Annotated in this window: 18 protein-coding genes; 10 read left to right on the top strand and 8 right to left on the bottom strand. The window is 65.3% G+C overall.

Going from position 1 to position 19,815, the window contains the following annotated elements:
* Window positions 1-51 precede the first annotated feature (51 nt).
* The 7 genes from C4S73_RS00580 to C4S73_RS00550 form a co-directional block, all read right to left on the bottom strand.
* Complete coding sequence (locus C4S73_RS00580) at window positions 52-1,500, bottom strand: right-handed parallel beta-helix repeat-containing protein (RefSeq protein ID WP_103870539.1); 1,449 nt, start codon at window positions 1,498-1,500, stop codon at window positions 52-54.
* Window positions 1,497-2,924 (bottom strand): O-antigen ligase family protein, encoded by a 1,428-nt coding sequence (locus C4S73_RS00575; RefSeq protein WP_160115627.1) that lies wholly within the window; start codon window positions 2,922-2,924, stop codon window positions 1,497-1,499. Before C4S73_RS00575 ends, C4S73_RS00580 begins: the two co-directional genes overlap by 4 nt.
* A gap of 241 nt (window positions 2,925-3,165) precedes the next feature.
* A complete protein-coding gene (locus C4S73_RS00570; RefSeq protein WP_160115626.1) occupies window positions 3,166-4,341 on the bottom strand; it encodes a GNAT family N-acetyltransferase in 1,176 nt (391 codons plus the stop codon).
* A gap of 61 nt (window positions 4,342-4,402) precedes the next feature.
* Window positions 4,403-5,617 carry an FAD-dependent oxidoreductase gene (locus tag C4S73_RS00565; protein ID WP_103870536.1) on the bottom strand — a complete coding sequence of 405 codons (1,215 nt, stop codon included), beginning with the start codon at window positions 5,615-5,617 and terminating at the stop codon, window positions 4,403-4,405.
* A 4-nt stretch (window positions 5,618-5,621) separates the two neighbouring features.
* Window positions 5,622-6,935 (bottom strand): GNAT family N-acetyltransferase, encoded by a 1,314-nt coding sequence (locus C4S73_RS00560; RefSeq protein ID WP_160115625.1) that lies wholly within the window; start codon window positions 6,933-6,935, stop codon window positions 5,622-5,624.
* Complete coding sequence (locus tag C4S73_RS00555; protein WP_103870534.1) at window positions 6,932-8,374, bottom strand: GNAT family N-acetyltransferase; 1,443 nt, start codon at window positions 8,372-8,374, stop codon at window positions 6,932-6,934. Before C4S73_RS00555 ends, C4S73_RS00560 begins: the two co-directional genes overlap by 4 nt.
* A 182-nt stretch (window positions 8,375-8,556) precedes the next feature.
* On the bottom strand, window positions 8,557-9,318 hold the full coding sequence (locus tag C4S73_RS00550; RefSeq protein WP_103870533.1) for an IclR family transcriptional regulator: 762 nt from the start codon (window positions 9,316-9,318) through the stop codon (window positions 8,557-8,559).
* A gap of 80 nt (window positions 9,319-9,398) precedes the next feature.
* On the opposite strand from C4S73_RS00550, the gene C4S73_RS00545 reads away from it, so the two are divergent.
* From C4S73_RS00545 to C4S73_RS00505, 9 genes are all read left to right on the top strand, one after another.
* Complete coding sequence (locus C4S73_RS00545) at window positions 9,399-10,160, top strand: SDR family NAD(P)-dependent oxidoreductase (RefSeq protein WP_103870532.1); 762 nt, start codon at window positions 9,399-9,401, stop codon at window positions 10,158-10,160.
* Between the two features lie 10 nt (window positions 10,161-10,170).
* Window positions 10,171-11,088: a polysaccharide deacetylase family protein gene (locus C4S73_RS00540; RefSeq protein ID WP_103870531.1), complete on the top strand. Its 918-nt coding sequence runs from the start codon at window positions 10,171-10,173 to the stop codon at window positions 11,086-11,088.
* Window positions 11,089-11,187: 99 nt separating this feature from the next.
* A complete protein-coding gene (locus tag C4S73_RS00535; protein ID WP_103870530.1) occupies window positions 11,188-12,678 on the top strand; it encodes an ABC transporter substrate-binding protein in 1,491 nt (496 codons plus the stop codon).
* 32 nt (window positions 12,679-12,710) lie between these two features.
* Complete coding sequence (locus tag C4S73_RS00530) at window positions 12,711-13,631, top strand: ABC transporter permease (protein ID WP_103870529.1); 921 nt, start codon at window positions 12,711-12,713, stop codon at window positions 13,629-13,631.
* Entirely contained in the window at window positions 13,628-14,518 is an 891-nt protein-coding gene (locus C4S73_RS00525; RefSeq protein WP_103870528.1) for an ABC transporter permease, read from the top strand. The genes C4S73_RS00530 and C4S73_RS00525 overlap by 4 nt, the downstream gene beginning before the upstream one ends.
* A gap of 7 nt (window positions 14,519-14,525) precedes the next feature.
* On the top strand, window positions 14,526-15,320 hold the full coding sequence (locus C4S73_RS00520; protein WP_103870527.1) for an SDR family NAD(P)-dependent oxidoreductase: 795 nt from the start codon (window positions 14,526-14,528) through the stop codon (window positions 15,318-15,320).
* A 19-nt stretch (window positions 15,321-15,339) separates the two neighbouring features.
* Entirely contained in the window at window positions 15,340-16,335 is a 996-nt protein-coding gene (locus C4S73_RS00515; protein ID WP_200827883.1) for an ABC transporter ATP-binding protein, read from the top strand.
* Complete coding sequence (locus C4S73_RS00510) at window positions 16,332-17,309, top strand: ABC transporter ATP-binding protein (RefSeq protein WP_103870526.1); 978 nt, start codon at window positions 16,332-16,334, stop codon at window positions 17,307-17,309. The genes C4S73_RS00515 and C4S73_RS00510 overlap by 4 nt, the downstream gene beginning before the upstream one ends.
* Window positions 17,310-17,393: 84 nt before the next feature.
* Window positions 17,394-17,945 (top strand): NADPH-dependent FMN reductase, encoded by a 552-nt coding sequence (locus C4S73_RS00505; RefSeq protein ID WP_103870525.1) that lies wholly within the window; start codon window positions 17,394-17,396, stop codon window positions 17,943-17,945.
* Between the two features lie 133 nt (window positions 17,946-18,078).
* Here C4S73_RS00505 and C4S73_RS00500 read toward each other — a convergent pair whose 3' ends face one another.
* On the bottom strand, window positions 18,079-18,888 hold the full coding sequence (locus C4S73_RS00500) for an endonuclease/exonuclease/phosphatase family protein (protein WP_103870524.1): 810 nt from the start codon (window positions 18,886-18,888) through the stop codon (window positions 18,079-18,081).
* Window positions 18,889-19,207: 319 nt separating this feature from the next.
* Here C4S73_RS00500 and C4S73_RS00495 point away from each other — a divergent pair, with 319 nt between their 5' ends.
* A complete protein-coding gene (locus C4S73_RS00495; RefSeq protein WP_103870523.1) occupies window positions 19,208-19,783 on the top strand; it encodes an HdeD family acid-resistance protein in 576 nt (191 codons plus the stop codon).
* The last annotated feature ends 32 nt before the right edge of the window (window positions 19,784-19,815 follow it).

Here is a 19,815-nt window from a genome sequence, read left to right as displayed (position 1 = left end):
ACCGCCCTCCCGAAACTTGAGCGGCGGCTCCGACGACCGCCTTTCGTTTGTTTATGGTTTGGGCGGTTCGCCGACGCTGATGGAGCCGTTGCGCTCCTGGCCCTGCTTGCGAAAGCCGGCGAAATCCATCTGGAGCGTGTCCCAGATGAAGATCGGCGGCTGACCGCCACGGAAGCGGTAGACGTTGCGATCGAAGCTGTTGCCGCCCGTCGTGATGATCCTGAAATTCTCGGCCTGCCTGTCCGAACTGGAGGCGCCGCCGGCAGCGCCGGTGCCGAGGAAGCTGATATCGTTGTCGTGCACGCGGTTGCGGCGCGTCTTGTAGAAGCCACCGCCGACCTTCCAGCGGTTCTGATCGATCAGCATGACCGCCCGGCCGGAATCCCGGACGATCAGGGTGTTCTCGTAGATATCGGCATCCTCGGAAGCCGCAATCTGGATTTCGGCGCCCCAGAGCCAGGAATACCCCGCCTGGTTGTTCTGGCGCAGCGTGTTGCGACGGATCACAGCCTTTGACGAAAGTTCGAAGAAAATCCCGGCCGACTGGTTGAATTCGACGACATTGCCTTCGAACAGGGCGTCCACGCAGCGCTCGTCGCACCACAGGCCAGGCCCGTTGTTGTGGTGGACATGGTTGTTGCGGAAAACGAGCTGCGAACTCACGGTGATCTTGATACCGCCCGCATCCCAACCGGGATCGAAGCCATAGATGTTGTTGGACCAGATCTCGTTGGAATCGAAGAGGATGTTGGAGCCGTCCGCCGTCGCGCCGATCTGGCCATTGTGATGGATACTGCAATTGGACACGGCACTGTCCGACCCGACGGCGACGCCGGCGCCGCCGTTCAGGCGCAGTTCGCAGTTCTCCACCCGCCAGCCCCTGCCCTCGCCATGGATTGCCCCCTCCTGCGCGGGGTTGAAGTATTTCTCGACGACGAGGCCGCGGATCACCACGCCATCGGCCGCGCTGCGAAAGGCGTAGCGCGTGGCCGAGACCTCGACGAGCTTGTCATCGGGGGAATCGACCAGGACGATTTCGTGCCTGAAGCGGTCGAAGAAAAATGTGCCCGACCGCAACAGCCCCCGGCCGGCGACCTGTCGCAGCGGCTGCCCGTCCATGAAAACACCGATCGACAGCGCGCAGGCTTCATAGCCACTCGCACAGACACCCCGTTCGACGCCGGTCTGGGTTTGGCCGCCTGCGACCCAGATCTCGCCGAGGCGAAGGAAATTCGTCACGACCCTCGCGCCGTTGAGGATAGCTCCCGGCTCGCCGAAGAAGCGCTGACCGGATTTCGGCACGGCGAACTGCATGCGATGGGTACCTGCCGCGATACAGAAGGCCGCGCCCGGCGCCGCCCGCTCCACGGCGTCCCCGACGGATTGGCCCTGGTCGATCCGGATTGCATCGGCCGGGCAGGCTTCCCCCACGCCCTGTTCCGCCGCGGCCGAGACCGCCGACAGCGTGACGGCGAGAACGGCCCAGATGGCGGCATTCACCGCTGTGTCCCCCAAGGTAGACTTTGCTTCAAAGGCAGATTTTGCGACGACGCGGCAGGTGCGCGGAGAGCTGAAAGGCTGCGCCGCTGCGTGTCCAGCGATGCCGCGTAGATCATCGTCGATGCGATGCCGAGCCCGATAATGCACCAGTACCAGATGCCGAGCATCGGCCCCTCGAGCGCCACGTCGAACGAGGCGTTGATCAGCATCGAAAGGCCGTAGCAGGCAATCCAGATGAAGAGATTGGCCCAGTCGACATCGCCGCGGCGTCGCGCCACGACCATCCAGCGCATGAGCATCGCAAACCACGTCACGGCGGTCAGCGTCCACAGCACCAGCCCCGGCACGCCGGCACGCGCCAGCATGTTGAGATGGGCATTGTGCGGCGCGCGAACCGGCGTGCCGCCCGTCTCCTGCCCGACGACGTATCCGTCATCCTCGGCAAGATTGACCCCGAAACCCTTGCCGGCCCAGAAGTACGGGCCATGCAGGGTGTAGTCCTGGATCGACTGCCACCAGCGCAAGCGCCAGGTCTTGGTACCATCGAGGTTTGCCGCCTCGCTATGGCCAAGCAGGCTCTCGAAATTATTGACCAGCTGGGTCGGGCCGATGACACGGCCTCCGGCGAGCTCGACCTGCAGCCCCAGCGCCAGCATGATCGCGAAGAGCGCCCCCCCGCCCGTCAGGATCGGCATCAGGCGATGGAGCTTGCCGCCCAGTACCGCCGCGGCGCATACCGGGAGGAGGAAGGCCAGCATCGCCCCCCTGCTGATCGAGATCATGACGAAGCCCACCAGCATCGCCAGCGTCCACAGGAGCGGGACACGCCGCAAGCCGAGCAGGACGAAGATAGCGGCACCGCAGAGGTGAACGGAGGCCTCGCCCATCCGGACATAGACGACGGGAACACCTGAGAACGGCCAGGAGAGAATGTCGGACAGCGTACTCGTCGTATAGGCGAGCACAGCCCCCGCAAAGCCGTAGAACAGCGCGAACCCGCTATATATCCTGATCATCCGGCCAAGGCGCGACGGCTTTTGCAGGATCAGTCCGACGATGATGAAGGCGAAGACGCCGTATACGGCGAGCACGCTGTCGCGCAGAGCGTCGACACCGTGGATGCCCAAATAAGGCAGGGTGCGAATGACGACCCATGCCATCAGCGCCAGTAGAACCAGGCTTGGCAGCGTCATCATCATGGCGAGCCAGCAGCCCGACAGCATCAAGGCAACCAGCCCGAGCCCCAGCGCGATCTCGCCAATGAACAGCGGGGGGACGCCGATATAGGCGAAGCCTTTTCCGAAGCTCGCGTATCCCGCAAGCAGGACGCACAGGAACAGGAGATAGTAATCGCCAAAGTCACGCTCGCGTCCGGCGGCTTGGGCCGGCATGGTCGTGATAGCCGTTGCGTCAGGCTGCGGCATCGTCGGTTCTCGCGCAGCCGCCCGTCCGGCGTGGACGCCGCTTTGCATGTGAACTCCTGGGCCAGGACGCGGCGTCTGCGCATGAGCGGCACCTATCAATAAGATGCGGCGGCGATGCCTCAGTCGAGCCCGGCGCTGGAGGTACTACCGATGCACCAAGGGGGTATCCGGCCCTGCAACGCATGACAGCCTTCGTCCGTTTTCAAGCGGAGATCGGCTCAACGAGTTCAGCTCAACGAGTTCAACTCAACTCATGCACCAGCCGCGCCGCGCGACGGCGGAGTCCAGCTGGGAGCCGGATATAGAGCTCACGCAATCTCGGCTTGACGTTCAACAGATAGGATACCGCAGCGCGCCCCCTGATCGAGATTGGCATCAGATAGTCGCGGATGCCGGTTTCCCGGTTGGACCACTCGAGTTTGTGCCGGTGGGCAGGGGCCAGAAAGTCGAAAACATCGATCGAGAGGCTGGGGCATGTCTCGAGCAGATGCCAGAACAGCAGCCGTCCAGGCGCGTGTTTGGAGAAGCGCAGATCATAGCTCTGGACCAGCGACCAGTATTGCCGGTTCCGGACAGCGCCGAGCTCGATCGCCGCCGTATCCTTCCCCACACGCAGTCGGGCTGCAAACAGCTGCCCATCCCCCGCCAGCCGCAGGAGCGAGGCCTCGCTCGCGGGATGCGCATAGCCAGCGCTTACTGCGGATTTTTCCTTCTGCCATTCGCGTTTGAGCCTGAAGGCTTCCGCGAGAACGTCGCATTGATCCTGACGCCGGTCGAGAATGTCGAAGGCGACGGGACCAAGCTCTGCCAGTAGGCGCTCATGTCGGCGTAGCGCGTTCCGTGTCTTGCTCGTGCGCTGCCCATCGGCGCTGTCGGCGTCGAGTTGGCGGAAGTCGAGCAGCGGCGCGCTGGCTTGCGAGCCCTTCACATCATGCCGCGCCAGCTCGGGAAGACGAGACAGGGCGGAGCCATCCCGAACACGGCGGAGTTCGATCGCGTCGATGCCAACCCACGAACGGACCTCTTTCCAGGCCATATCCAAAAGCGCGGCCCGGTCCTCCCTGGCATCGATGAGGATATCGCCATATTGCGTGGCCGGCTCGGCGAGAGCATGGAGGATCCGGAACACCGAAAGGCGCCGGATCGCCAGCGGCCACAGCAGGACGAGCCGGTCCCCCCGCCAGACCGTCGCGATCCGCGGAGACTCGGCCACGCCTGCAGCTTCCGACGCCTCGACCCATGCCCGGCACCAATCGGCAGACTGGAAGATCGTCGCGTCCGCGCTACGCTGTTCAAGGTCGCACCAGCTCTCGTAGAGCGGTGCGACATTAGCATATGTCTCGAACCGCAATACCTCCGACTGGCGGGCCCGCGGTGCAGCCGGCTCAAGGAGTGCAGCAATCGACGATCCAGCCATCATCTCCTCCTTGTCCGGTGCGGCGTCAGTTGCGGATTCACTTGCGGCGTCACTTGCGGCATCACTTGCGGAGCCGGGCAGCATCGCCCTGCCCGATGCCATCCGCGGTCGTCGGGCTCGCACCTGGCCAGGCCAGGCTGCGCCGCAGCAGGCCCTTGAGCAGCCGACCCCAGAATCGCCCTGCGCGCCGCATGCGCCAAATGAGTCCCTCCGCGATCGACAGCGACTTCAGTTCATAGGCCGCATGGAGCGAATGCAGGTCCGCCGCCTGCTTCTCCGGGTCCGCGTAGAAGCTGGCTATCTTCCGCTGGTCCATGCCGGGGGTCGCCAGCCATCGTGGAACGTGAACGGCACAAAGACGCTCAACATCGGTCAGGACCTTGTTGGTTCCCGTTCCCGCGGCCGGACAGGACGTGGCAAATGCGTCGCCGACGAGGACGATGCCGGGCCGCTCGACATGGCCGGCAGCGTAGAGATCGGCCGGTCTCACGCGAATGGAGGGCGCGATGCTGAACCGCCCGATGAGAGCGGCCAGGCCCGGCATCAACCGCTGGAGCGTTGCCTCCGGATCGTCGCGAAAATCCCGCAGCCACGGATCGTCCGCCGCCCGATAGGTCATGAGATTGGCGCGCATGCCCTGGCCTAGCCTGAACAGCGTGAGATAGGCGGTGCGGTCCCCCGGATGTTCGCCGTAATAGGTCAGCGACTCAAAGGGGAAGCGGCTGCGGTCCAATGGCGCGATATCGAAGCCGATCGTGGTGGAATGCGCCGGGCTCAGCATCTCGCAGGTGATGCCGAGCGAGCGTCGCAAGGCCCAGTTCAGCCCGTTCGCCAGCACCACCAGACGGGCATCGATCCTGTCGCCGTTCAGGAGCGTCACGATCTGGCGGTTGTCGCCGGGCTCGATGGCCGCGACCGTTCCAGACAGTTGCGCCACCTGATCGGGCACGCCCGCGCGGACCGCATTCACGAGATCCTGGTAGAGGATGCCGTATTGATCGACCGGCATCCTGTCGATCAGACGGCCGAAGCGCGCGACCCATAATTCACGGCTGCGCGTCGCAAGCGGCAATACCAGCCCGGCAAGGCCCATGCGGCGCAGCAGGCGGATCTGCGAGGGATCGAACTTCTCGCATCTGAAATCGGGGCGGCAGCCCGGATGGGGATCGACAAGGACGATCTCGTGATCGGTGCGGCCCAGCATCACGGCAGCGCTTGAACCCGCCAGGCCGGCCCCGACGATCACGATGTCAGCCTGGCGCGCCGTGGCCTCCATGACGTCACTCCCCGCCCCCGGAGGCTTGCGCCCCCTGCCCACGCAGACGGGACGTCAATCCAGCCTTGATGCGGCAAACCAGATGATAGCCATGCCGCGCCATGTCCTTGCAGCGGCGAAAGGCACGTTCCCTCGATGCCAGCAACGCCAGACGCAGCGGGCGCGCCGGGCCGACATCGATCAGGAGGTCAACGACGTCATGCCGCTCCGCCCAGCGCTCGGCCTGGTAGCCGGTATCGCGATGGTTGCAGGAATCGGTCGACGCGACCAAGGGATTCGACAGCAGGTGCTCCGTGCTGTCCTCGAGAATGAGCACGCCTGGCGAGAACCGCCGATAGTTCTCGTCATAGGCCGTTCTCCAGGTGAAAGCGCCCGAGCCGGAATACAGGATGATCCACATCGCGACGGGCTGGCCGTCCAGGCGAAGAGACTGAATGGCGGCCAGACGGCGCGCGGCCAGGCCGCTCACCATGCGCCGCGTGAAGCGCGCGGTGGCCGTATCGGAGGCCAGCGCACTCTGCCGCGCGGCCTTCCAACCGGACGCCTCGAGAACCAGAAACTCTTCCAGGCCGGCGCGTACCGCATCGGGCTCGTCGACGGACGAAAATTCCAAACGACCGAGTTTGGCGAGTTGGCGCCTCTTGCGCGCAAAGCCCTGGCGGCCGCGCGCCGACATCGAGTTGGCCCAATAGAGCTTTGGATCGAGCTGCGTTGCGAGTTTCGCACGCGTGCGCCGTTCGACGGATGCCCAGGCACCGGAGCCCTCGGCCAGCGCCGATTTGAGCGCGCCCATCAGCGGCGCATTATCGGACATGTCCCCGGCCTGCAGGAGTTTCGGTAGGCCCGGCGTTTCCCTGATGCGGGCGAACATCGCGGCGAGAACCGTGCGGGCATGATCGGGATCGAGCACGGGCGTGCCTAGATAGGCGAGGCTGCAGGTCGGGCTGACCAGCGCCCGATAGGGCCAGGCCAGGCGCGGACGGCCCTCGATGAGCATCCATACGCCGATGAGCCGAGGCGAGGTATCCCGTTCGCCCGTTTCGCCCCAACCGAGCAGGATTTTCACAGGACGCGGCCAGGCTTCGGCAACGGCGAGCGCCGCCGCCGGGTCCATGAAGACGTTGGGGATGCCCGTCCGCGCCGCCAGCGACATCCAGGCATCGACGATCGAGGCGAAACGCGCGGCATCGGCCACTTCGATGCGGATGTCCTCCAATGGCGATGTGGCGGCCATTACCGACCCTTCATAGGTGGCGACGGCGTCGCGGCTTGAAGGCGTGTTGCCGAGGGAGTCGCGAAGCTTCGAGATCGTCGTCATCGGCCACGCCCTCCCTCTCGCCGGTCGACTGCGGCGGATCGCACGACCTCCTCGCCAGGCGCATGGGGACTGGCGGAGCCTCTGCGCAATTGCATGACCTTCGCCGCAATTCCGTGCACCTGTCGCGCACATGCGGACAGGATCGAGCTGCAGGCGGACGAGGCCGTCCTTTGGGCGGATTGCAGCACCCGACGCATGCGCCGGGCTTCAAACTGGAGTTGTCGGCGCACGTGCTCGGCGGAACTGAGGAGCAGGAAGGCAGCCGTCGTTCCCCGTCTCACATCCATCACCAAATCCAGAACAGGCTTACGCCCGCTCCAGAACTCGGCCATGTAGCTCTCGTCGCTGTGGCTGCAGGAATCGACGCTGCGCAGGCCCGGCTCGGATAGCAGGGATGCCGTCACCTCCTGAAGCAGGATGATCCCGGGAGAGCAGTCCTTCAGTGCTTCGTCATAGGCCGATTTCCAGGTGAACGCCGTCGCGCCGGAGCGAACCGTCATCTGCATCGCGACTGGCCGGCCATCGCTCCGTAGCGCGCTGATCTCAAGCTGCCCACGAGCCGCCAGTCCCGCGACTGCCGAGCGGAAAAAGCTGTCGAGCGATGGAATGCGCAGGATCGCCCGGCCGCGCTGGCTGGCCCTGCCCTTCCAGCCCGACGCTTCGAGAATCAGGAACTCCTCCAGCGCCGTGCGAACACCCTCCGGATCACGATGGCGGGTCAGGGTCACCGGCCCCTGCTTGTCGAGATGCTTTCGCCTCCGTCGCAATGCCTTGGCGCGGCTGGCAGAAAGCGGGGCGGCTTCTGCCCCGCTGTCGCCCAGCCTCAGTCGCGGCCTCAGCCGAGGCTCGAGGCGCAGATGCTGCGAACCTCGGCTGGCCAGAGCGTCCGCGAGGAGTGCCGCCACTGGCCCATCTGCGTCGAAGCTCCCCACCTCCAGCATTTTGGGGAATGACGGCTCCCGCGCGATCGCATCGAGCATCGCCGTCAACGCATCGGCACCGCGATCGGCATCGAGCACGGGGATGCCGAGATAGGCGTGATCGTGCACCGGGGATTTCAACACCGTGAGCGGCAATCTCGACGACGGACGCCGGCAGGCGAACGCCCACACACCGACGAGACAAAGCGGAGTGGCCGGCCTCGTCCTGCCCCAGACGAGCAGAACATGGATGACGGCATCGTCCGATCGCGCGGCCGCGGCGACCAGGCTGGGCTCCATGAAGATGTTGGGTTCGAGCGCGCGGCTCGTCAGATCCCGCCACTCCCGCTCCATCGCGATAAACCGGTCCGGCGTCGCAATCTCCACCGAGATCGCGTGGTCTGCACTGCACATGCCCTGGCTTGAAGTGGCGATATGCTGGCCAAGCGAGTCTTGGCCAAACGTGTCTTGGCTAGACGTGTCCCGGCCAAAGGGGACCGGCGGCTGGGAAGCCGGCATCTCCTTGAAGGCTGTTGCTGGCTCCGGACGCACGTTGACGTTCCCACTCCATGGAGCAGGAAATATACCGAACCGCCGGAGGAGGTCGGTACTCGCATACGGACTAATCCCTTTTTGACGCCACGGCGCAGCGGGACAGCGAGACGCAGCGGTCCGGGATGGGCAGGGGCTCCGGACTAAGGCTATCCGGCGCTGAAGCCGATGCGCCGGCTGATCTGGGCCGCGCTGGCCTTGACCGCTTCGATGATCTCCGCGCGGCGCTCATGGAACCGGCTCGTCAAGGTGCCAAGGTTCAGCGCCGCGACCACCACACCCTCGCGGTCGCGCACCGGGGCCGCGATGCCGGTAGAGCCAATTACATATTCCTGATCGTTCACCGCAAAGCCCTGTTCGCGCACCTGCACGAGGATCTGCCGGAGTTCCTCGATGTCGGTCACTGTCATCGCCGAATAGGCGACCAGTTGCTTGCGCGTCAGATAGGTCTCGACCGAGGCTGGGTCCCAATAGGCCAGCAGGATGCGGCCGGTTGCGGTGCAATAGGCCTCGCTGGGCGCATCGAGGGCGACATCGAAGCGCACCACCTGCCGGCTGACGCATTTCGCCAGCCTGCGCACCTCGCCGCGACCGGTACGCACGCTGATGATCACCGTCTCGCCTGAGCTTTCGCGCAGCCGCTCCATGACCGGATGCGCCGCCGAGAGCAGCCGCGCTTCGCGGGCGCGCTGGGCCGAGCCATGGCGACTGCCATGCACCAGCACATAGCGTTCGGTCGAATCCTGGATCGCGTAGCCGCGCGAAACCAGCGTCTGCGCCAGGGCATGCGCGCTGCTTTTTGGAAAACCGAGTTCGCGCGAAATGTCCTTGAGCATCACAGGCTCAGAGCAGCCTGCGAGAAACTCCAAGAGCTCGAGAACCCGGGCGGCGGACTTCACTTCGAGATTCATATATCTGAACCACATTCGTATTGCTGAACAGCATAGGCAGGGCTAGCCTCCCCTTCAACCGAAAAGACAAGGGGCCTATCGTGAGCGCAGCAGGCACAGGCAAGGTCGCTTTGGTGACAGGTGGCGCACGTGGCATCGGCCGGGCCTGCGCCCGGGCACTGGCGGCGGCGGGCCATGACATCGTCCTGGTCGACCTGCTGCTGCCCGAGATGGAGCGCACTGCCGGCGAAATCCGCGAGTCCGGCCGCAAGGTCGCGATCTTCGAGGCCGATGTGGCCTCCTTCGGGCGGGCGCAGGAGGTCGCGGACGCCGCGAAGGCGGAATTCGGCCGCATCGATTTCCTGCTGAACAATGCCGGCAAGGCGATGCCGAAAGGCATCCTGGAGATCACCGAGGAGGAGTTCGACCGCACGCTCGCGATCAACCTCAAGAGCTGCTTCAACTATGTCCGTGCCGTTGCGCCGCTGATGCTGGAACAGGGCGCTGGCCGCATCGCCTCGATGTCCTCGCTCAATGCACTGTCCGGCGGTGTCACGGCGGCTGTCAGCCGCTTCGCCTATGCTTCGGCCAAGGCTGGCATCCTCGGCATGACGCGCTCGCTCGCCAAGGAGCTCGGGCCCGCCATCCATGTCAACGCGATCTGCCCCGGCCTGATTGAGACCGAGCTCGGCAATGCCGTGACGCGCGCCCGCGGCCCGGAGATCGCCGCCCGCGACATCGCGCTGCGCCGGCTCGGCAGCCCCGACGACATCGCTCAGCTCGTGGTCTTCCTCGCGACCTCCGAACCGTGCTTCATCACCGGCCAGACCTTCACGGTCGACGGCTTCCACTACAATTGCTGACAGGCCGACGATGAACGCTCCCGCATCCGCCGACGGCAATCCCTGGACCTGGCCCGAGGAAACCTGGCGCGGCATCGTCAATCATGTCCGGGCCGGGCGCTCGCTCAAGCCGGCGCGGTGGAAGGACGGGGCCACCTGTGCGGTCGCGTTGTCATTTGACAGCGACCACGAGACGATCGAATTGCGCAATGGCGGCAAATCCTATTCGCGGATCAGCCAGGGCCAGTACGGCGCACGCGCCGGCATGCCGCGCATCCTGAAGCTGCTCGCCCGCCACGGCGTGCCCGCGACGTTCTTCATGCCGGCGGTGGCGGCCATGCTGAACGAGGCCGAGATCAAGGCCGTCAGCGAGGCCGGGCACGAGGTCGGCATCCACAGCTGGATCCATGAGAGCAATTCGCGGCTCGACCATGACACCGAGCGCGACCTGACCTTTCGCGCCCGCGATACCTTGCAAAGCCTGAGCGGCCAGCTGCCCGTCGGCATGCGCACGGCCTCCTGGGATTTCAGCCCGTGGACGCTGAAGATCGTCCGCGAGATGGGGCTGCTCTACGATTCCTCGCTGATGGCCGATGACGAGCCCTACGAACTGCTCGATGGCGGCGAGGCCACCGGCATCGTCGAACTTCCGGTCGAATGGATCCGCGACGACGCCGTGTATTTCAACATGGACCGCGCCATGTCGCTGCGGCCTTATGGCGGGCCGGAGATGGTGTTCGACATTTTCCGGCGCGAACTCGATGTGGCGTTCGAGGAGGGCGGGCTGTTCCAGCTGACAATGCACCCGCACCATAGCGGCCATCGCTCGCGCATCTGGATACTCGACGAGATCATTCGCGCGGCCAAGGCCAAGGGATCGGTCTGGTTCGCCACCCATGCCGAGATCGCGGCCTACTGCGCCACCGAGGCGGGATGGCCGCAGCGCTAGAGCATCGGCCCGAAAAGTGGAATGCGGTTTTCGGAAAAAGCCGATGCAAAAACAAAGAGCTAGATTTCGAGCACCGCATAACGGACGAGGAGGGACGACATGAAACGACTATCCCTGGCAGCGGCCATCCTGGCCTGCCTGATCGCGCCCGCCGCCGCCCAAGCGACGAAGGACGTCCTCACCATCGACGCGCCAAACGACGCCGCCACCCTCGATCCGCATCTGCAATGGGATGCCGACAGCTACGGCGTCTACCGCAACATCTTCGACAATCTCGTGACCCGCGATGCCAGCGGCAAGATCGTGCCGCAGATCGCGACCGCCTGGCGCACGCTCGACGACACCCATGTCGAGTTCGACCTGCGCACGGACGTCAAGTTCCATGATGGCACCGCCCTGACCGCCGACGATGTCGTCTTCAGCGTCAAGCGCATCACCAATCCCGATCTCAAGAGCTCGCAGCTCAGCCAGTTCAACCAGATCGTCGACGCCAAGGCGGAAGGCCCCGGCAAGGTCGTGCTGACCACGCAGTCGCCCTACCCGGTCCTGCTCGCGCAGCTGGTCAAGCTTTCGATCGTGCCGAAAGCCTATGTCGAGCGCGTCGGCGATCAGGAGTTCAACCTGAAGCCCGTCGGCAGCGGCCCCTACAAGCTGCGCGAATGGCAAAAGGGCGTCCAGGCGACGGTCGATGCGGTCGATACCTACTGGCGCGGCAAGCCGCCCTTCAAGACCGTGGTCTTCCGGGCCGTCCCCGACGTTTCGACCCGCATCGCCGATCTCAAGACCGGGCGAGCCGATCTCGTGCGCCTGCTGCCGCCCGACGAGGCCATCGCCCTGAAGAAGGAGCCGGCGCTCAACGTCCTGACCGTTCCGACCGAGCGCGTCGGCTACATGTTCATCAACGCTCAGGCCGGGCCGACAACCGATCTCAAGGTGAGGCAGGCGATCGCCTATGCCGTCGACAAGCAGGGTATCATCGATGCGCTGCTCCAAGGCCTCGGCAAACCCGTCAACAGCATCGGCGCCGACCCGATCTTCGGCTATCAGGCCGATATTGCCGGCTATGGCTACGATCCCGCCAAGGCGAAGGCTCTGGTCAAGGAGGCCAAGGCCGAGGGGGCGGAGCTCACCTTCCTGACCTCGCCGGCCTATGATCGCCGGATCGTCGAGGCGATCCAGCAGATGGTCAACGATGTCGGCCTCAAGGTGAATGTGGTGATGCTCGACCACGCCACCTTCCTGCGCCGCCGCCAGGGCACGCCCGCGGAAGCCGGCCAGCTCGCCATCGGCGTCTGGTCCTGCGCCTGCCAGGATGCCGACGGCATCATCTTCCCGCTGTTCCGCACCGGCAGCACCTGGTCGAAATATTCCAATCCGGCCTTCGATACGGCAGCCGACGCCGCGCGCAGCACGCTCGACGAGGCCAAGCGCATGGCCGCCTACAAGAGCGCCTACGAAGTGCTGCGCCAGGACGTGCCGGGGCTTGGCCTCTACCAGGCCTTCGCCAGCTATGGCGCGCGCAAGGAGCTGCAATGGCAGCCGACCTCCAACGAGTCCCTGTTCGTCATGGACATGAATTGGAAGCGTTGATGTCGCGTCCGCGGATGGAAAGGCTTTAGCTGATGCTGCGCTATGCGGCAGGGCGCCTGGTCCAGGCCGCCATCGCGGTTCTCGGCGTACTCACGATCGTGTTCATCGTGATGCGCTTTTCAGGCGATCCGACCTTGCTGCTGGTGCCGGAAGGCTCGACGCAGGAGGCGGTCGACGCGCTACGCAAGCAACTCGGCTTCGACCGCCCGGTCGTCATCCAGTATCTCGACTACCTGCAGTCGCTCGGTCGTTTCGACTTCGGCATCTCGGTGGTGCAGCGGATACCTGCTATCGATATCGTCGCCTCGCGCGTGCCCTATACCGTGATGCTGGCGCTCGGCGCGCTCGCGGTGGCGCTCTTCGTCGGCCTGCCCGCAGGCATCGCCATGGCGGTCTGGCGCGGCGGCTGGCTGGAGCGCTGTTTGTCGGCACTGGCTCTGACGGGCCAGAGCCTGCCGACCTTCCTGTCGGGCATGCTGCTGATCATCGTCTTCGGCGTGGTGCTGGGCTGGCTTCCGACATCGGGGGCCGGCGATATCCGCGCCCTGATCCTGCCCTCGATCGCGCTGGGCGCGCTCTCGATGTCGACCTTCGCCCGGATGGCTCGCATCGCCATCATCGACGAACTCGGCAAGGACTATGTGCGGGCAGCCCGGGCGCGCGGGCTCTCGAAGGCTGGCGCGGTGGAGCGGCATGTCCTGCGCAATGCCGCGATCCCGGTGGTGACGGTCGCAGCGCTCGAGATCGGCAATCTCCTGGCCGGTGCTGTCATCGTCGAGACCGTTTTCGCCTGGCCCGGCATCGGCCAGCTTGCGATCCAATCGATCCAGTCGCGCGATTTCCTGGTCGTGCAGGTGATCGTGCTGCTGATCTCGATCGTCTACGTCTTGACCAGCCTGCTCGCCGACCTCGTCTATGCGCTGCTCGACCCGCGCATCAGGCTGGCCTCATGAGCGCGCTCCCCGCACCGGGCGCGGCAACGCCACGGCGCAAGACGCGCCGCGTCCAGCCTGCCGTGCCGCTGGCGATCATCATCGTCGCCGCGATCCTCGTCCTCATCGTCGGGCTTGCCTTGCTCGCGCCCTGGATCGCGCCTGCCGACCCGACGCGCCAGACCCTGCTGATGCGGCTCAAGCCGCCGGGCTCGGTATCGTCGGCAGGCCAGCTCTATCTGCTGGGCACCGACGATCTCGGCCGCGATCTGCTGTCACGCATCCTCTATGGCTCGCAGATCTCGATCGCGGTGGCCTTTCTCTCGGTAGTGGTCTCCACCGTCGTCGGCGTATCGCTGGGAATGGCGGCAGCCTGGTTTCGCGGCTGGGTCGAGACGCTGATCATGCGCTTCGTCGATATCATGCTGTCGATCCCCGCCGTTCTGCTTGCGGTGCTCACGGTCGCGGTGCTCGGCCCGGGCTTCCTCAAGCTGATCCTCGTTCTCGCGCTGACGCGTTGGCCGCGCTACACCCGCGTCGCCTATGCGCAGACGCTGCAGGTCGCCAACCTGCCCTATATCAAGGCGGCGGAACTGGCCGGAGCGCGCACGCTGCGCATCCTGTTCCGGCATGTGCTGCCCAACATCGCCGGGCCGCTGCTGGTGGTGGCGACGGCGGAATTCGGCCTGATGATCCTGTTCGAAGCCGGATTGTCTTTTCTGGGACTGGGCATCCAGCCGCCGGCACCGAGCTGGGGCTCGATCATGAGCGTCGGCCGGCAATATGTGGAACGCGCCTGGTGGATCGTCGCCTTTCCCGGCGCCTGCCTCTTCCTGCTCGTTTTTTCCGTCAACGTTCTCGGGGACTGGTTGCGCGACAAGCTCGACCCCCGTTCGCGCTCGCGCTGAGGTCATCATGGAATTCTCGGACAAGACCGTCGTCATCACCGGAGCCGCAGGCATTTTCGGGCGCTGGATCGCCGCGCATTTTGCCCGCGAGGGCGCAAAGCTCTGCCTCTCCGACAACCGGCAGGAGGCGCTCGACGCGCTGGCTGCCGAACTCAAGCTCGATCCGGCGCGCGTGCTCCTGCACAGGACCGAACTCACCGACGAAGCGTCGATCCTCGATCTCGCGGCGACGCTCAAAACCGCCTGGGGAGCGCCCGACATCGTCGTCAACAATGCCGGTCTCTACCCGAAATTCTCGCTGCTGGAGATGTCGGCCGCCGAGTGGGACCTGATCTTCGGGGTCAATCTTCGGGCGCCCTTCCTCGTTACCCGCGAGATGGCCAAGCTGATGGTCGCGGAGGGGCGCAAGGGCGCGATCGTCAACATCTCCTCGGGCGCCTCGCGCCAGATGCGCAACGGCTCGGTGCCCTATTGCACCTCCAAGACCGCGCTGGAGCGGCTGACCAAGGGCTTTGCGCTGGAACTCGCTGGCCATGGCATCCGCGTCAACGCGGTCGAACCCGGCTTTGCGCCGGGCAGCGAGGTCAGCGCGTTGAGCCCCGATTATATCGAGCGCATGACCGCGCGCATCCCGCTCGGGCGCACCAGCGGTCCTGATGATGCGCCGCAAGCGATCGCCTATCTCTGCTCGGATAGAGCGAGCTTCATCACTGGCGCGGTGCTGAGCGTCGATGGCGGCAACTCGATCGGCACCTTCGAGGGCGGCGAACTCGGTCAGGCCAAGGGCATTGCAAGAGTATGACGGCGGGAACCTTCGCGCGATGAGGCAGCAGGGCATGGCGGGCCTGACGGTCGAGGATCTCAGCATCGATATCGCCGGGGCGTCGGTGGTGGATGGCGTGTCCTTCTCCGTTGGTGGTGGCGAGGTCATGGCGCTGGTTGGCGAATCCGGCTGCGGCAAGTCGCTGACCGCATTCGCTCTGCTCGGCCTGTTGCCGGATGCCGCCGAGGTCACGCAAGGGCATATCCTCCTCGACGGGCTTGACCTCGCATCCTTGTCGGAGCGGGAACTGCGGCGCCTGCGCGGCAGCAAGCTCTCGATCATCTTCCAGGAACCGACCGCATCACTCGATCCGCTCGCCACCATCGGCTCGCAGATCGCCGAGGCCTATCGCCTGCACCACAAGGTCAGCCGGCGCGAGGCGCTGGCCAAGGCGCGCGCCATGCTGGTCTCGGTCGGCATTCCCGATCCGGACAGGCGCCTGACGCAGTATCCGTTCGAGCTATCGGGCGGCATGTGCCAGCGTGTGATGATCGCCATCGCGCTGATCTGCGGGCCCGACATCCTGATCGCCGACGAACCAACCACGGCGCTGGACGTGACCATCCAGGCGCAGATCCTCGACCTGATGAAACAGCTGGTCGCAGAGCGTGGCACCGGCATCGTGCTGATCACCCATGACATGGGCGTGGTCGCCGATATCGCCGATCGGGTCGCGGTGATGTATGCCGGCCGCATCGCCGAGATCGGCCCCGTCGACGACATCTTCGCGCAGCCCTCACACCCCTACACCGCACTGTTGCTCGCCAGCGTGCCGCGCCTCGACGTCTCCCCCAAGGAGCGGCTTGCGACGATCGATGGCAGCGTGCCCTCGCCCGAGCGCTTCGGGCCGGGTTGCCGCTTCAACGAGCGTTGTCCCCTCGCCGACGGGCGTTGCCGGATCGATACACCTCCCCTGCTCGCGCACCGGCCCGGGCATTTCTCCGCCTGCTGGCATGCCGACAGGGTGTCCGAGATCGCGAGAGCCGCAGCATGAACGGGGTGACGCCTGTCCTCGAACTGAACGATGTCGCGGTGCATTTCGGCGCGCGCGCCAGCCTGTTCAAGCCGTTGCCTTCGCCGGTGCGCGCCGTGGATGGCATCGACCTCAGCGTCGCGCCCGGCGAGACCGTCGGGCTGGTCGGCGAATCCGGCTGTGGCAAGTCGACCCTGTCGAACGCCATCGTCGGCCTGCTGCGCCCGACACGCGGCAGTATCAGGATCCAGGGCCAGGAGATCGCGGGCGCCAATACGGCGCTGCTGCGCGTGGTGCGCCGCAATGTCCAGATGATCTTCCAGGACCCGGCGCTCTCGCTCAACCCGCGCGCGACGATCGGCTCCGCCATTGCCGAGCCCCTGGCGGTGCACGGCATTGCCAGGGGCCAGGCGCTTAAGGACAGGGTCGCCAATCTGCTCGAGCAGGTCGGGCTCAAGGCCGAGCATGCCGCCCGTTATCCGCATCAGTTCTCGGGCGGACAGCGCCAGCGCGTCGTGATAGCCCGCGCGCTTGCGCTGGAGCCGGCGCTGGTGGTGTGCGACGAGCCGGTCTCAGCGCTCGACGTCTCCGTGCGCGCCCAGATTCTCAATCTGCTGGTCGACCTGCAGCGGCGCATGGGCGTGTCCTATCTCTTCGTCTCCCACGACCTGGCAGTCGTCCGCCATATCTGCGACCGCGTCGCGGTGATGTATCTCGGCCGGATCGTGGAGTTGGCTTCGCGCGATACGCTGTTCTCCAATCCCAGGCACTACTACACCCGCGCGCTGATGGCCTCGGTGCTGGAGCCCGACCCGGTGGCGCAACGCGCCAAGACGCGCAGCATGCTGAGCGGCGAACTGCCGAGCCCGTCGAACGTCCCTTCCGGCTGCGCCTTCCATACGCGCTGCCCGGCAGCAACGGCGGTCTGCACGGCTGAACGCCCGGAGCTGACTGTCAGGCCGGACGGTGCCCTGGTCGCCTGCCACCATGCCTGAAGCTGAAGTGCAAACCGGTAGCCACCTCGCTTGAAAACGCTCTACTCTGCGCGGACGATCCAATCTTCCTGATGGGACATGGTTATGGCCAGCTACAAGATCGCCGTCATTGTCGGCAGCCTCCGACGCGACTCCTTCAATCGCAAGCTCGCAACCGCGATCGCCAAACTGGCGCCGCCGGAGTTCTCTTTCACCCAGCTGGAGATCGGCGATCTGCCTCTCTACAATCAGGATGACGACGCCAATCAGGCTCCCGCGGTCAAGCGCCTGAAGGCCGAGATCGCGGGTTCGCAGGGGCTCCTTTTCGTCACCGCCGAGTACAACCGCTCAATTCCCGGCGTGCTGAAGAATGCGATCGACCATGCCTCGCGGCCTTACGGCCAAAGCGCCTTTGCCGGAAAGCCGGCCGGCGTTCTCGGCGTCTCCGTCGGCGCCATCGGCACCGCCCTCTCGCAGCAGCATCTTCGCAATGTGCTGGCCTATCTTGACGTGCCGACGCTGGGGCAGCCGGAAGCTTTCCTCCAGGCCAATGACAAGCTGTTCACGGAAGCCGGCGATATCGGCGAAGGCAGCAAAGCCTTCCTGCAGGGCTGGATGAACGCCTACCTCGCCTGGGTGAAGAAGCACGCGGCCTGAGGGGCGCAATCGCGGCCGGAATGGCCCTGCCTACAGCATCGGACCGAATATTGTATTAGGCCCGATGCTGTAGGCCTTTGATTTTGCATCGACTTTTTCCGAAAAACCGCGTTCCACTTTTCGGGCCGATGCTCTAGGCGGCGGAGGCCATTTCGGCGCCCTCGCGTTCGGGTCGCTCGGTCTGTGCCAGCCTGAGAACCGCCTTGATCGGCAGATGATCGGAGGCGACCTGCGCCAGCGGCGAGTTGTGCACGTCGATGCGCGAAACCAGATCATGTGGATTGGCGAGGATCCGGTCGAGCGACCAGACCGGAAAGCGCGACGGGAAACTCGCGACCGTCGCGCCCAACGGACCGAAGGTCGGGTCAAGCGCCTGCAGGGACGAGCGCTTGCCCAGACGCCATTCGTTCAGATCGCCCATCAGAACGGCGGGCCTGCCATCCTCCGTCTCGGCCGCGGCTAGAATGGCCCTGATCTGGCGCGCTCGCGAGCGGCGCAGCAGCCCCAGATGGGCAGCGATGATCCGCAGCGGTCCCGCGGCCAGCGTCACATCGACGACGAGCGCGCCGCGCGGCTCCGCACCGGGCAGGACGATCTGGCGCACACCATCCACCGTCCCGTTGCGCACGAGCACGAGATTGCCGCGCCAGCCATGGTTGTTGCGCGTGCCGTCCAGCGGGACCGGGCACAATCCGCTGTCGCGTTCCAATGCTTCGAGATCGAGCAGGCCTGCGCGCGCGCCGAAGCGCTGGTCGACCTCCTGCAGCGCGATCACATCCGCACCGATCTCGCTGATCACCGCCATGATCCGCTCGGGGTTGAACCGCCGGTCGAGACCCACGCATTTGTGGATGTTGTAGGAGGCAACGAGCGCCGTCACGTCGTCCTCGCGGGCATCGCCGTTGGCATAGGCCTTTCGCCGCTGTCGCAGTTTCGAAGCCATCAGCGGACCGAGGGTCTTGAGAGCCCCCGTGTCACGGTGTTTTCGAAGCATGGGGGACGCATCTCCGGCGGTTGTCGCTTCCATAGTCTACTCATCGCGGCGCCGGAAGGGTACAGGGTGCCGCGCCGCATAGGGCGAACACCGCAGCCGGGCTGCGGTTCCCGGTCCCGCCTAGATCCGGACCGGCAGTGGAGTCCAGTACGGCGATCCGGAGAGGGACGCCGGAACGATTGTAATCCGGTTCGATTATGGTTCAGTGAGGGCGGCCGGGCTTCGGCGCCAGAAAACTCGGCGACAACGGCTCGGCGGAGAAACAATGATGGCGATGACCCTGGGCGGCGTTTTCACGAGGCAGGACCTCGCGCTGCTGCGTGGCAAATGGGGCATCCTGCTGGCGTTCGGTTTCTCGATCGTCGCTCTTGGACTGCTCGCCTTTTTCAACGTCGTCATCGCGACCGTGGCGTCGATCTACTATGTCGGCGCAAGCATGCTGGTCGCCGGCATCCTGCAAATCGCCCACGCCTTCCAGCTGCGGGGTTGGCGATCCTTCCTGTCCTGGCTGATGATCGGACTGGTCTATGCGCTGGCCGGTGTTCTTGCCTTCGTAAATCCGCTGCTGGCGTCCTCGTTCCTGACATTGCTGCTGGCAATCAGCCTGCTCGTCGTCGGCCTGCTGCGCATTCTCGCAGGCCTGTCGCTTCGGCCGACGAAATTCGCGAGCTGGCTGCTCGTGGCCGGCGCGATCACGCTTTTCGTCGGCGTGTTCGTGCTCGCCGGCTGGCCGCTCAACAGCCGCTGGTTCATCGGGCTGCTGCTGGCGATGGACCTGACATTCCACGGCATCGCCATGGTGATTTTCGCCATCGCTCTCAGAAATACCCCGATACCGGAATAGGCCCGCCGCACCCGCAATCGCGACGCGCCCAA

Source organism: Allobosea lathyri (assembly GCF_900108245.1).
Taxonomy (GTDB): Bacteria; Pseudomonadota; Alphaproteobacteria; order Rhizobiales; family Beijerinckiaceae; genus Allobosea; species Allobosea lathyri.
Note: the sequence above shows the minus strand (reverse complement) of the source record. Positions and strands in the feature narration are given on the sequence as shown.

What these genes read in the sequence shown, in the direction of transcription:
- C4S73_RS00575 (WP_160115627.1), bottom strand. Translation starts at nt 2,924, where the DNA reads ATGCCGCAGCCTGACGCAACGGCTATCACGACCATGCCGGCCCAAGCC.
- C4S73_RS00570 (WP_160115626.1), bottom strand. Translation starts at nt 4,341, where the DNA reads ATGGCTGGATCGTCGATTGCTGCACTCCTTGAGCCGGCTGCACCGCGG.
- C4S73_RS00565 (WP_103870536.1), bottom strand. Translation starts at nt 5,617, where the DNA reads ATGGAGGCCACGGCGCGCCAGGCTGACATCGTGATCGTCGGGGCCGGC.
- C4S73_RS00560 (WP_160115625.1), bottom strand. Translation starts at nt 6,935, where the DNA reads ATGACGACGATCTCGAAGCTTCGCGACTCCCTCGGCAACACGCCTTCA.
- C4S73_RS00555 (WP_103870534.1), bottom strand. Translation starts at nt 8,374, where the DNA reads ATGCCGGCTTCCCAGCCGCCGGTCCCCTTTGGCCGGGACACGTCTAGC.
- C4S73_RS00550 (WP_103870533.1), bottom strand. Translation starts at nt 9,318, where the DNA reads ATGAATCTCGAAGTGAAGTCCGCCGCCCGGGTTCTCGAGCTCTTGGAG.
- C4S73_RS00540 (WP_103870531.1), top strand. Translation starts at nt 10,171, where the DNA reads ATGAACGCTCCCGCATCCGCCGACGGCAATCCCTGGACCTGGCCCGAG.
- C4S73_RS00535 (WP_103870530.1), top strand. Translation starts at nt 11,188, where the DNA reads ATGAAACGACTATCCCTGGCAGCGGCCATCCTGGCCTGCCTGATCGCG.
- C4S73_RS00530 (WP_103870529.1), top strand. Translation starts at nt 12,711, where the DNA reads ATGCTGCGCTATGCGGCAGGGCGCCTGGTCCAGGCCGCCATCGCGGTT.
- C4S73_RS00525 (WP_103870528.1), top strand. Translation starts at nt 13,628, where the DNA reads ATGAGCGCGCTCCCCGCACCGGGCGCGGCAACGCCACGGCGCAAGACG.
- C4S73_RS00520 (WP_103870527.1), top strand. Translation starts at nt 14,526, where the DNA reads ATGGAATTCTCGGACAAGACCGTCGTCATCACCGGAGCCGCAGGCATT.
- C4S73_RS00515 (WP_200827883.1), top strand. Translation starts at nt 15,340, where the DNA reads ATGAGGCAGCAGGGCATGGCGGGCCTGACGGTCGAGGATCTCAGCATC.
- C4S73_RS00510 (WP_103870526.1), top strand. Translation starts at nt 16,332, where the DNA reads ATGAACGGGGTGACGCCTGTCCTCGAACTGAACGATGTCGCGGTGCAT.
- C4S73_RS00505 (WP_103870525.1), top strand. Translation starts at nt 17,394, where the DNA reads ATGGCCAGCTACAAGATCGCCGTCATTGTCGGCAGCCTCCGACGCGAC.
- C4S73_RS00500 (WP_103870524.1), bottom strand. Translation starts at nt 18,888, where the DNA reads ATGGCTTCGAAACTGCGACAGCGGCGAAAGGCCTATGCCAACGGCGAT.
- C4S73_RS00495 (WP_103870523.1), top strand. Translation starts at nt 19,208, where the DNA reads ATGGCGATGACCCTGGGCGGCGTTTTCACGAGGCAGGACCTCGCGCTG.